At 71.4% G+C, this 12,028-nt stretch carries 9 protein-coding genes; 3 read left to right on the top strand and 6 right to left on the bottom strand.

Annotated features, from left to right (window positions below; all coding sequences use genetic code 11):
- The first annotated feature begins 454 nt into the window (after window positions 1-454).
- Complete coding sequence (locus IEZ12_RS05105) at window positions 455-1,648, top strand: NAD(P)-dependent malic enzyme (RefSeq protein WP_308430989.1); 1,194 nt, start codon at window positions 455-457, stop codon at window positions 1,646-1,648.
- Window positions 1,649-1,836: 188 nt separating this feature from the next.
- Window positions 1,837-2,832: a zinc-binding dehydrogenase gene (locus IEZ12_RS05100; RefSeq protein ID WP_189271007.1), complete on the top strand. Its 996-nt coding sequence runs from the start codon at window positions 1,837-1,839 to the stop codon at window positions 2,830-2,832.
- 70 nt (window positions 2,833-2,902) lie between these two features.
- Here the strand turns inward: IEZ12_RS05100 and IEZ12_RS05095 are convergent, their stop codons facing one another.
- From IEZ12_RS05095 to IEZ12_RS05070, 6 genes are all read right to left on the bottom strand, one after another.
- The gene (locus tag IEZ12_RS05095) at window positions 2,903-3,922 is read right to left on the bottom strand and encodes a PadR family transcriptional regulator (RefSeq protein ID WP_100588050.1); all 1,020 of its coding nucleotides are present in this window, start codon (window positions 3,920-3,922) and stop codon (window positions 2,903-2,905) included.
- A gap of 1 nt (window position 3,923) precedes the next feature.
- Complete coding sequence (locus IEZ12_RS05090; protein WP_043915987.1) at window positions 3,924-4,817, bottom strand: DUF4097 family beta strand repeat-containing protein; 894 nt, start codon at window positions 4,815-4,817, stop codon at window positions 3,924-3,926.
- A gap of 221 nt (window positions 4,818-5,038) precedes the next feature.
- Window positions 5,039-5,218 carry a DUF6104 family protein gene (locus IEZ12_RS05085; RefSeq protein WP_043915988.1) on the bottom strand — a complete coding sequence of 60 codons (180 nt, stop codon included), beginning with the start codon at window positions 5,216-5,218 and terminating at the stop codon, window positions 5,039-5,041.
- Between the two features lie 128 nt (window positions 5,219-5,346).
- Entirely contained in the window at window positions 5,347-9,102 is a 3,756-nt protein-coding gene (locus IEZ12_RS05080; protein WP_189271006.1) for a multifunctional oxoglutarate decarboxylase/oxoglutarate dehydrogenase thiamine pyrophosphate-binding subunit/dihydrolipoyllysine-residue succinyltransferase subunit, read from the bottom strand.
- Between the two features lie 289 nt (window positions 9,103-9,391).
- Window positions 9,392-10,531, bottom strand: a complete 1,140-nt coding sequence (locus IEZ12_RS05075) for a HAMP domain-containing sensor histidine kinase (RefSeq protein WP_100588047.1) — start codon at window positions 10,529-10,531, stop codon at window positions 9,392-9,394.
- A gap of 92 nt (window positions 10,532-10,623) precedes the next feature.
- On the bottom strand, window positions 10,624-11,358 hold the full coding sequence (locus IEZ12_RS05070; RefSeq protein ID WP_014138042.1) for a response regulator transcription factor: 735 nt from the start codon (window positions 11,356-11,358) through the stop codon (window positions 10,624-10,626).
- A 358-nt stretch (window positions 11,359-11,716) separates the two neighbouring features.
- Between IEZ12_RS05070 and IEZ12_RS05065 the strand changes: the two genes are divergently transcribed.
- Window positions 11,717-12,028 (top strand): rhomboid-like protein (locus IEZ12_RS05065; RefSeq protein WP_373295434.1); only part of this gene is annotated, 312 nt, incomplete at its 3' end.

Here is a 12,028-nt window from a genome sequence, read left to right as displayed (position 1 = left end):
GACAACGGTGGTCGAACACCGGATACTGCCATCCCCTCCGGCCGACTCCGGTGGCGGGTGTGTCAGAATCTGCTATCGGGTGACCCCCGACGCAGAACTCAGACCGCCGGTTCGCCACAGGGCCGGGGTGCGCAGGAACGGAAGCCGTCACCGGCTCCGTATCCGAGGCACCAGCTTCCTTGCGTGTCTGCGTTCACTCCTGCGAGTGCCTGCGGACCCCTCGCTTCGGGGGCCACGCGGAACAAGACGGACCCGGCGGAACGGTGCGATGCCGGCGTCCCGACGAAACAGCGCAGAACACCGAAACCCTCACCCGAGGGCGCCCGCCCGACGGCAGCGTCCCGACCCGGCCACGGGTGCGCCACCGACGGCGTGCCCGTCCTTCGCGCATCGGCGCGCGAGCGGGTCGAAGTCCGTCGGAAAGCGCGCCTTCGCCTATGACGAAGAGGTCATTGTGGCAGCGGAGATCATCACCGACACCCAGAGCACGGACGACCCGGTCGACGCCGTCTTCGCGCTGCACCGCGGCGGCAAGATGGAGGTCCGGGCCACCGTTCCGGTGCGCGACGCGGACGACCTGTCCCTCGCGTACACCCCCGGCGTCGCCCGGGTCTGCACCGCCATCGCCGAGAAGCCCGAACTGGTCAACGACTACACCTGGAAGGCCAACACCGTCGCCGTCGTCACCGACGGCACCGCGGTGCTCGGCCTCGGCGACATCGGCCCCGAGGCCTCGCTGCCCGTCATGGAGGGCAAGGCCATCCTGTTCAAGCAGTTCGCCGGCGTGGACGCGGTCCCGATCGCGCTGGCCTGCACCGAGGTCGACGAGATCGTCGAGACGGTCGTCCGGATGGCCCCGTCCTTCGGCGGCGTCAACCTCGAAGACATCTCCGCCCCGCGCTGCTTCGAGATCGAGAAGCAGCTCCAGGAGCGGCTCGACATCCCGGTCTTCCACGACGACCAGCACGGCACCGCGATCGTCACCACCGCGGCCCTCTGGAACGCCGCCAAGGTCACCGGCCGCGAGATCGGCGACCTGCGGGCCGTCATCTCCGGCGCCGGCGCGGCCGGCATCGCCATCGCCAAGATGCTGGTCGCCGCCGGCATCGGCGACGTCGCCGTCTGCGACCGCCGCGGCGTGGTGTACGAGGGCCGCGGCGACCTGACCGACGCCAAGGCCGAGATCGCCGCACTCACCAACCGCACCGGCCGCAAGGGCAGCCTCGTGGACGCCCTGAACGGCGCGGACGTCTTCATCGGCGTCTCCGGCGGCACCGTCCCCGAGGAAGCCGTCGCGACCATGGCGCCCGGCTGCTTCATCTTCGCGATGGCCAACCCCACCCCGGAGATCCACCCCGAGGTCGCCCACCGCTACGCGGCCGTCGTCGCCACCGGACGCTCCGACTTCCCCAACCAGATCAACAACGTGCTGGCCTTCCCGGGCATCTTCGCCGGCGCGCTGTCGGTCCGGGCCAGCCGGATCTCGGAGGGCATGAAGCTCGCCGCCGCGAAGGCCCTGGCGGGCGTCGTCGCGGACGAACTGACCCCGCAGAAGGTCATCCCGTCCCCCTTCGACGAGCGCGTCGCCCCGGCGGTCACGCGGGCGGTCGCGGACGCGGCGAAGGCGGAGGGGCTCGCGCGAGCGTAGGGCTGACAGACAGGGGCGCGGGGAACTGCGCGAAGCGGAAGGCACCCACCGGCAAGATCGCGATGCAGGGCAATGACCTGCACTTGATCGCGACCTTGCGGACGTGCGTTCCCTTCCCGCGCAGTTCCCCGCGCCCCTGGTGGTGCTCCCTCTGTTTTCGCACCCTTTCGACCTGTATGGTCCGGGCCATGTTTGCTGCCTATGCCGCCCGTATCAGTCCTGACGATCCTCCCCCAGCCCCAAGGGGGGCTGGGAGGTACCCCCATTACGCGCTGGAGCTGGGCGAGGTGCCCGAGCCGGAGGTGCGGCCGGGGTGGAGCGTGGTGACGGTGAAGGCCGCCACGTTGAACCACCACGACCTGTGGTCGTTGCGGGGGGTGGGGCTGTCGGCCGAGCGGTTGCCGATGGTCCTCGGGTGCGACGCGGCCGGGGTGGACGAGCACGGCAACGAGGTGGTGATCCACTCGGTGATCGGACAGAGCGGTCACGGAGTGGGCCCGGACGAGCCGCGGTCGATCCTCACCGAGCGCTACCAGGGGACGTTCGCGCAGCGCGTCGCGGTGCCGACGTGGAACCTGCTGCCGAAGCCGAAGGAGCTGAGCTTCGAGCAGGCGGCGTGCCTGCCGACGGCGTGGCTGACGGCGTACCGGATGCTGTTCACCAACGCGGGTGTGAAGCCGGGTGACACGGTGCTGGTGCAGGGGGCCGGCGGCGGGGTGTCGACGGCGCTGGTGGTGCTGGCGAAGGCGGCGGGCCTGCGGGTCTGGGTGACGGGCCGGGACGAGGCCAAGCGGGCCCGTGCGGTCGAGTCGGGCGCGGATGCCGCGTTCGAGAGCGGCGCCCGGCTGCCGGAGCGGGTGGACGCGGTGATGGAGACGGTGGGCGCGGCGACCTGGTCGCACTCGGTGAAGTCGCTCCGTCCGGGCGGGACGATCGTGATCTCGGGGGCGACCAGCGGGCCGAGCCCGAAGGCCGCCGAGCTGAACCGGATCTTCTTCCTGGAGCTGAAGGTGGTCGGTTCGACCATGGGTTCCAAGGAGGAGCTGGCCGGTCTGCTGGCGCTGTGCGCGAACTCCGGGGTGCGTCCGGTGATCGACTCGGTGCGGCCGCTGGCGGAGGCCCGGGCGGCGTTCGAGCAGCTGGAGCGCGGGCAGGTGTTCGGCAAGCTGGTGCTGACACCCTGAGCAGGCGAAGAGCCCCTGGCCTTCCCCCGGCCCCGAGAGGGGTTGGGGGAAGGCCAGGGGCTCTTCGGGCTCAGCGGCGCCGGTGCAGGGCGCCGGCCGCGGCGGCCAGTGCCTGCTGGGCGCGGGCCAGGCCGGCGGCGTCCACGCCGCGGTCGCGGGCGGTGTCGCGGACGTGGTCGCGGAAGCGGTCGAGCAGGCGCTCCAGCTCGCGGGCCGGGTCGCCGGCCGGGTCGGTGCGGGCCCAGTCCGGCAGCTCGGCGTCGGACTTGTCGAGGTCGATCCGGACGGCTTCCGCTGCGGTCGGCGATTCGGCGGTCGGCGATTCCGCGGCCGGCGTCTCGGTGCTGCCCCAGCGGGCGGCGTCGGCCAGCGAGCCGAGGCCGCGGGTGAGTTCGGCCAGGCCCTCGGCCAGGCCGGTGGACCAGTCGCCGTGCGAGGTGTGCTCGCGGACCTGCTCCTCGATCCGGCGCTTGAGCCGCAGGGCTTCCTGCTGGGCGGCGGTGCGGGCGGCCTTGGACTGCTCGCGCAGCCGCTTGGCCTCGGCCTCGGCGGCCTTGGCCTGCTGGCGGGCCGCCTTCTCCTGCTCCTTGGCGCGGCGGGCCTGCTCCTTGGCCTCGGCCTTGAGCTGGGCGAACTGCTCCTTGGCGCGCTGCCAGGACTCCTTGTTCTGCCAGGGCGTGGCGAACGGGTCGCCGGCGGCGGCCGGGGTGTCCTTGGCCTGCTGCCAGAACTCGGCGCGCAGGTCCTTGGCGCTGTCCCGGACGTCCTGCCGGATGGCGCCGGCCAGCTGGCCGACCGAGTCGTGGATCTCCGCCTCCAGGGCCTCCAGCTCGGCCTGGCGGGAGGCGAGTTCGGCGCGCCCGGTGTCGGTGAGCCGGTAGACCTTGCGGCCGCCCTCGGTGGTGTGGCTGACCAGGCCCTCGGCCTCCAGCTTGGCGAGCCGGGGGTAGACGGTGCCCGCGGAGGGCGCGTACAGGCCGTGGAAGCGCTCCTCCAGCAGGCGGATCACCTCGTACCCGTGCCGGGGGCTCTCGTCGAGCAGCTTCAACAGGTACAGGCGGAGCCGGCCGTGGCCGAACACCGGGGTCATCTCAGGCCTCCTTGGTCAGATCGAGCGGGCCGGCGGTCAGTTCCTTGGCCGGCTGGTCCTCCTCGGCGTCGGGACGGCGCTGGACGGTGACCGAGCCGGTGACGGTGGTCACCTGGAGGCGGCCGGCGCCGGAGCCGAGCTGGCCGGAGAGCTTCTTGGAGCCCCAGCCGCCACCGACGCTGAGCTCGGCGAACGCGCTGGAGAGGGTGCCGCTGGTGGTGCCGGCCTCGACCTTGGCGTCGGCGAACGAGGGCAGTCGGACGCCGACCGGGCCGGAGACGGTGGTGACGCCGATGTCGGTGGGGGTGGCGGCGTCCAGGTCGAGGGTGACCGCGCCGGACACCGAGTGGGCGCGGATCCGGGTGGCGCTGCCGGCCACCAGGGTGACCGCGCCGGAGACCGTGTTGACCTTCAGCTCGCCGGACAGGCCTTCGGCGTCCACGTCGCCGGAGACGGTGTTGGCGGAGACCAGGCCGGTCAGCCCGGCGAGCGTGGTGTCGCCGCTGGCACCGTGCACGCCGACCTCGCCGGCGATGCCGGAGACGGTGGCGTGGGCGGAGACCGTGCCGACCTTGACCGCGGCGGCGGCCGGGACGGCCACCGTGAGCTCGACGCGGCGCTTGCGGCGCAGGCCGGAGAAGTAGGACTTCACGGTCTGCACGGACTTCGCGGCCTCGCCGAACTGGGCCCAGCTGAGGTCCTTGTAGGTGACGGTGAGCTCGCCGTCGACCAGGGTGACCTCGATCGGCTCGCCCTCCAGGGCGGCCACTTCGAGGCGGGCCGGTCCCTCGGTGGGGACCACGTTCACGGTGCCGTCGACGGCCCGGACGTGCAGGATGTGCACGGCCTCGTCGAAGGTGATGGTCTCGGTGCTGTCTACCGTCCGCTGGAACATGTCCGGCTCCCCGTCCTCCCATACGCGATGTATCGCGTTGTCGTTGGTATTTACGATATATCGCGTCGGGTGGAAGTCAAGGCGCTCCGACCCCGATCCGGACCCGGACCGCACCCCCGGCCGACCCCGACCCCACCCCGAGGCGCGACCCCGGGGCCGCCCGGAAAGACGACGGCCCGGAAGGCGGAAAACGCCTTCCGGGCCGCACTGCTGACGGTGCGTCAGTCCTCGTCCTCGTCGTCCAGCCGGGCCAGCCAGGTGGCCAGCCGCTCCACCGGCACCTCGAAGTCCGGGTTCAGGTCGACGAACTCCTTCAGGCGCTCGGCCAGCCACTCGAAAGTGACCTCCTCCTCGCCTCGCCGGCTCTCCAGCTCCTCGATGCCGCGGTCGGTGAAGTACACGGTTACTCGCTCCGGTGGTGGTTCTGGTACGCCGTCGCCCAGGATAGTGCGCCGCCCGGGAACGGGTGCGGCCCCCGCCCCCGGAGACCGGGGACGGGGGCCGACAGGGCCGGGCGGGCGTCAGCGCGTCAGAGCGCGAACACCTCGTCGACCAGGGCCGCCTGCTCGGCGGCGTGCCGCTTGGCCGAGCCGACCGCGGGGGCCGAGGAAGCCGTGCGGGCGACGCGGCGCAGGCGGGCGCCACTGTTGGCCGAGCGGCCGATGACGACCTGCAGGTGGTCGACCAGGTTCATCGCGATGAACGGCCAGGCGCCCTGGTTGGCCGGCTCCTCCTGGGCCCAGACGAACTGGACGCCCTCGCCGTAGCGGGCCAGCTCCTCCTGGAGCTCCGCGATCGGCAGCGGGTACAGGCGCTCGACGCGGACGATGGCGGTGTCGGTGACGCCGCGCTCGGTCCGGGCCGCCTCCAGGTCGTAGTAGAACTTGCCGGAGGTGATGACCACCTTGCGCACCTGCGCCGGGTCCACCGTGCTGTCGCCGATCACCGGGCGGAACGAGCCGCTCATGAACTCGGACGACGAGGACGCCGCGGCCTTCAGACGCAGCATCGACTTCGGGGTGAAGACGACCAGCGGCTTGTGGTGCGGGTTGTGCGCCTGCCAGCGCAGCAGGTGGAAGTAGTTCGACGGCAGGGTCGGCATGGCGACCGTCATGTTGTCCTGCGCGCACAGCGCCAGGAAGCGCTCCGGGCGGGCGGACGAGTGGTCCGGGCCCTGGCCCTCCATGCCGTGCGGCAGCAGCAGGGTGACGCCGGAGTGCTGGCCCCACTTCTGCTCGGCGGACGCGATGTACTCGTCGACCATGGTCTGCGCGCCGTTGACGAAGTCGCCGAACTGCGCCTCCCACATGACCAGCGCGTTCGGGCGGGTCAGCGAGTAGCCGTACTCGAAGCCCATCGCCGCGTACTCGCTGAGCAGCGAGTCGTAGACGGTGAAGCGGGCCTGGTCCTCGGTCAGGTACATCAGCGGGGTGTAGTCCTCGCCGGTGTTCCGGTCGATCAGCACCGCGTGGCGCTGGCCGAAGGTGCCGCGGCGCGAGTCCTGGCCGGCCAGTCGGACCGGGTGGCCCTCCATCAGCAGCGAGCCGATGGCGAGCGCCTCGCCGGTCGCCCAGTCGATGGTGTTGTCCTCGACCGAGGCGGCGCGGCGCTGCAGCTGCGGCAGCAGACGCGGGTGGACGGTCAGCCAGTCCGGCAGGTTGACCTGCGAGGCGGCGATCCGCTTGATCATCTCGGCGGAGATGCCGGTCTGGATGGACACCGGGAAGTTCGCGACCGGGCGGCCGGTCTCGGCCGGGGCCGGGGTGGCGGTGGCCTCGCGGACCTCCGCGAACACCTTCTCCAGCTGTCCCTGGAAGTCCTGGAGCGCCTGCTCCGCCTCTTCCATGGTGATGTCGCCGCGACCGATCAGCGCCTCGGTGTACAGCTTGCGCACCGAACGCTTCTTGTCGATCAGGTCGTACATCAGCGGCTGGGTGAACGACGGGTTGTCGGCCTCGTTGTGACCGCGGCGGCGGTAGCAGATGAGGTCGATCACGACGTCCTTGTGGAACTGCTGGCGGAACTCGAAGGCGAGCCGCGCGACGCGGACCACGGCCTCCGGGTCGTCGCCGTTCACGTGGAAGATCGGCGCCTCGATCATCCGGGCCACGTCGGTGCAGTACATCGACGAGCGCGAGGAGGTCGGGGCGGCGGTGAAGCCGACCTGGTTGTTGACCACGATGTGCACGGTGCCGCCGGTGCGGTAGCCGCGCAGCTGCGACATGTTCAGGGTCTCCGCGACCACGCCCTGGCCCGCGAAGGCCGCGTCGCCGTGGATCTGGATCGGCAGCACCGGGAAGGTCGTGCCGCCGAAGTCCAGGATGTCCTGCTTGGCGCGGGCGATGCCCTCGACGACCGGGTCGACGGTCTCCAGGTGGGACGGGTTCGCGGCCAGCGACACCTTGATGGTCTCGCCGTCCAGGCCGGTGAAGGTGCCCTCGGAGCCCAGGTGGTACTTCACGTCGCCCGAGCCGTGCATCGACTTCGGGTCGAGGTTGCCCTCGAACTCGCCGAAGATCTTGCCGAACGGCTTGCCGACGATGTTCGCCAGCACGTTCAGGCGGCCGCGGTGCGCCATGCCGATGACGGCCTCGTCGAGGCGGTGCTCGGCGGCGGCGTCGATGGTGGCGTCCAGCAGCGGGATGAGCGACTCGCCGCCCTCCAGCGAGAAACGCTTCTGCCCGACGTACTTGGTCTGCAGGAAGGTCTCGAACGCCTCGGCCGAGTTCAGCCGACGCAGGACGCGCAGCTGCTCCTCGCGCTCCGGCTTGGTGTACGGCTTCTCCAGGCGCTCCTGCAGCCACCTGCGCTGCGCCGGGTCCTGGATGTGCATGTACTCGATGCCGACGGTGCGGCAGTACGTGTTGCGCAGCAGGCCGAGGATGTCGCGGAGCTTCATCATCTTCTGGCCGCCGAAGCCGCCGACCGCGAACTCGCGCTCCAGGTCCCACAGGGTGAGGCCGTGCGTGGTGACGTCCAGGTCGGGGTGCTTGCGCTGCATGTACTCCAGCGGGTCGGTGTCGGCCATCAGGTGGCCGCGGACCCGGTAGGAGTGGATGAGCTCCATGACGCGCGCGGTCTTGTTGACCTCGTCGTCGTGCGTGGTCGCCACGTCGGTGGCCCAGCGCACCGGCTCGTACGGGATCCGCAGGGCCTCGAACACCTCGTCGTAGAAGTTGTTCGCGCCCAGCAGCAGCTGGTGGATCGAGCGGAGGAACTCGCCCGAGGCCGCACCCTGGATGACCCGGTGGTCGTAGGTCGAGGTGAGCGTCATGATCTTGGAGACGCCCAGGCGGGCCAGCGTCTCCGGGGAGGAGCCCTGGAACTCGGCCGGGTACTCCATCGCGCCGACGCCGACGATGGTGCCCTGGTTCTGCATCAGGCGCGGCACGGAGTGCACGGTGCCGATGCCGCCCGGGTTGGTCAGCGAGACCGTGACGCCGGTGAAGTCGTCCATGGTCAGCTTGTTGGCGCGGGCCCGGCGGACGATGTCCTCGTAGGCCTGCCAGAAGCCGAAGAAGTCGAGCGTCTCGGCCTTCTTGATGGCCGCGACGACCAGCTGGCGGTCGCCGTTCGGCTTGACCAGGTCGATGGCGAGGCCCAGGTTCACGTGCTCGGGCTTCACCAGGTAGGACTTGCCGTCCTCCACCTTGTAGCTGTAGTTCATGCCCGGGTTGGCCTTCACGGCCTGAACCAGCGCGTAGCCGATCAGGTGGGTGAAGGACACCTTGCCGCCGCGGGCGCGCTGCAGGTGGTTGTTGATGACGATGCGGTTGTCGATCAACAGCTTGGCGGGCACCGCGCGCACCGAGGTGGCGGTCGGGACCTCCAGCGAAGCATCCATGTTCGACGCCACGGCCTTCGCCGGGCCGCGCAGCTGGATCAGCTGCGGGCCTTCGGCGGCGGCCTGCGCCGGCGCGGCGGGGGCGGCCGGGGCCGCGACCTTCGGCGCGGGCGGGGCGGCGGGAGCGGCGGCCAGCGGGGCCTGGGCGGCCACCGGCTGCGCGGGCGCCGGGGCGGCGACCGGAGCGGCGGGGGCGACCGCGGCCGGAGCAGCGGCAGCGGGAGCGGCAACGGGGGCCGGCTGGGAGCCGACCGGAGTTGCGGCCTGGGTCACTGGAGTCACCTCGGTACCGGGCTTGTAGTCGGCGAAAAAGTCCCACCAGGCACGGTCGACCGAGGCCGGGTCCTGGAGGTACTGCTGGTAGATCTCGTCGACGAGCCACTCATTGGGGCCGAAGCCAGTGGAGCTTGCCGAGCTGGGGGTTTCTTGGTGTGGCGACACGGGGCAACCGCCCTCTTCCGCTTCCTTTTGGGATGGTGGACAGCGGGGATTAAGGCTACGCCTCCGACCAGTGATCGCGCAGTCCCCGATGGTCAGGCGTCGCCCAGATCACATCGTCGGACCGGATTTTGGCTGGAACTGTGCGTTAGAGATGCCGGAAAGCAGGGAACCGGCGGGTGGGTCGATCTCTGTCATACCGAGTGAAAATCGGACGAACTGGCGGTCCGGGACGGTTCGTTGACCGCCCCGGCCCGGCCTCGAACATGGTTTGTACCGGTTCCGCCACAAACTAGGCGGTGACGACGCTCTCACCCGGCAGGGTGACCTCGATCCGACAGCCGGCCGGAGCCTCCGCCACCCGGATCCGGCCGCCGTGCAGGTCCACCGCCCAGCGGGCGATCGCCAGGCCCAGACCGGTCCCGCCGTCGCTGCCCGGGCCGAGCGCCGTCGGCGAACCGCTGCGGCCGAACCGCTCGAACACCCGCTCCCGGTCGGCGGGCGGAATGCCCGGACCCTGGTCCTCGACCTCCAGCAGCAGCCCGCCGGCCTCCACCGCCCGGGCCCGCACCGTCACGGTGCCGCCGGCCGGCGAGTGCTTGCAGGCGTTGTCCACCAGATTGGCCACCACCTGGTGCAGCCGCTCCGCGTCCGCCACCGCCGACAGGTCGGCCGGCTGCACGTCGAGCGCCAGTCGCACGTCCTCGCGCCGGGCGTACGCGCCGCCCGCCGTCGCGCCGTCCACCGTCACGCCCCGCAGCACGCCGTCCAGGAACTCCTGCACCTGGAACGGGCGGCAGTCCAACGGGACCACGCCGTCGTCCAGCTTCGACAGGTCCAGCAGGTGGGTGACCAGCCGGCCCAGGCGCTCGGTCTGCTCCAGCGCGGCGCCCAGGTTCTTCGGGTCCGGCTTCACCACGCCGTCCACCACGTTCTCCAGCAGGCCGCGCAGCGCCGCGATCGGGGTGCGCAGCTCGTGCGAGACGTTGGCGATCAGCTCGCGGCGGTGCCGGTCGGCGGCCTCCAGATCGCCCGCCATCCGGTTGAAGGTGTCGGCCAGCTCGCCGATCTCGTCCCGCGAGGACACGTCGACCCGGGCGCTGTAGTCGCCCTCGGCCATCGACCTGGCCGCCGCCGTCATGTCCCTGAGCGGCGCGGTCAGGCCGTTCGCCAGGAACTGCATGAACAGCAGCGAGGCGATCAGCGAGAAGATCATGATGATCCGGATCTGGGTCTCCGACCGGATCGCCACCACCACCATGCCGGTGGCCAGCACCACCGAGACGACCACCAGCATCGCCAGTTTGCCCTTGACCGAGCGCACCGGGTCGAACGGGCGGATGTCGGCCCACACCCGGCGCGCGGCGCGCACCGCCAGCGGGGGCTGCGGGGTCGGCTCGGCTTCCCCGTTGCGTTGCTGCGGAAAGGTCATGGTGTCCCCAGTACTCGTCCCCCGTGCACGATTCCCGTGCACGGCCGGAACGCCGCGCGGGCCCCCCGGAGGCCCGGACCGGCGGCGCCGGGTCAGGACAGCGGAGCCTCCAGCGCGTACCCCACGCCGTGCACCGTGCGGATCCAGCTGGCGCCGATCTTCCGGCGCAGCGCCTTGACGTGGCTGTCGACCGTGCGGGTGCCGGACGCGTCGGTCCAGTCCCACACCTCGGCCAGCAGCTGCTCGCGGGTCAGCACCGCGCGCGGCTGCGCCGCCAGGCAGGCCAGCAGGTCGAACTCGGTCGGCGTCAGGTGCACGTCGCCCGAACCCAGCCGGACCCGGCGCTGCACGTGGTCGATCTCCAGCTCGCCGAAGCGCAGGCTGCCGAGCGCCGGCGTACGGGCCGCCTGCTGGGCGCGCTCCACCCGGCGCAGCAGCACGTTCACCCGGGCCGCCAGCTCGCGCATCGAGAACGGCTTGGTCATGTAGTCGTCCGCGCCGACGCCGAGACCCACCAGCAGGTCCGTCTCGTCGTCCCGCGCGGTCAGCATCAGCACCGGCACCGGGCGCTGGGCCTGGATCCGGCGGCACACCTCCAGGCCGTCGAAGCCCGGCAGCATGATGTCGAGCACCACCAGGTCCGGCTGCCAGGTGTGGAAGCCGTCCACCGCGCCCGGCCCGTCGTGGGCCACCGCCACCTTGAAGCCCTCGGCTCCCAGCCGCGCCGCGATCGACTCCGCGATGGTCGGCTCGTCCTCCACCACGAGCACCCGTCGCTGGGTGCCCACCGGGCCACTGCTGATCGTCTCTTGCTGAATCTCTGTCACGGTCACGCCACCGCCCCCAGGGCTGCGGGCCGGCCGCCTGTGGGGACGGCGGGCTCCGCTTCGTAGTCGTCTTGTTCCGTCGTGGGCTGTTGCCCCGCCCGCCGGTGCTGCTCCTGGCAGCGTACGGACGCCGTCCCCGCTCGACATGGCGGACCGGAGGATTCCGGCCGCGGACCGTCATGGTTGGCAGGTCCCCGTTCGGGCGGGCACGGGCCAGTACCTTACCCGCAGCACTTGCGACCTGTAACGGTACGTGTGCGAGCGGCATATGCACGCGCAGTGGTCTTCACAGGACTTACCCAGACACCTTTCACCTGCCACCCGTATCGTGGGCCCGACGAGGCGTTCGGGAGGCACCATGACCAGCGCGGAACTGCGACGACGACTGATCAGGCCGGGGCTGCGGGCCGTCCCCACCCCCCGGACGAATCCGTTCGCGCTCGGTTACCTCGCCCTGCTGCTCGGCACCACGCTCTACGCCCGGTTCGGCGACCCCGAGACGGTGCACCGGCTCCAGTCGGTGTCCTCCACCGACGCGCACAACCTGATGGTCCATCCCGTGGTCTCCCTCCTCGGCAGCGGGCTGTGGGTCGCCGGCTCGGTCTGGATGCCCTACTTCTGGGCCTTCCTCCTCACCGTCGCACCCCTGGAACGACGGGCCGGCGGACTC

Origin of the sequence: Kitasatospora griseola, assembly GCF_014648555.1 — a bacterium.
Lineage (GTDB): Bacteria > Actinomycetota > Actinomycetes > Streptomycetales > Streptomycetaceae > Kitasatospora > Kitasatospora griseola.
This window is presented reverse-complemented; position numbering and strand designations above follow the sequence as displayed.

Bases quoted from the DNA above. Each gene is read 5' to 3' on its own strand.
- IEZ12_RS05100 (WP_189271007.1), top strand. From the start codon at position 1,837: ATGTTTGCTGCCTATGCCGCCCGTATCAGTCCTGACGATCCTCCCCCA.
- IEZ12_RS05095 (WP_100588050.1), bottom strand. From the start codon at position 3,922: ATGACCCCGGTGTTCGGCCACGGCCGGCTCCGCCTGTACCTGTTGAAG.
- IEZ12_RS05090 (WP_043915987.1), bottom strand. From the start codon at position 4,817: ATGTTCCAGCGGACGGTAGACAGCACCGAGACCATCACCTTCGACGAG.
- IEZ12_RS05075 (WP_100588047.1), bottom strand. From the start codon at position 10,531: ATGACCTTTCCGCAGCAACGCAACGGGGAAGCCGAGCCGACCCCGCAG.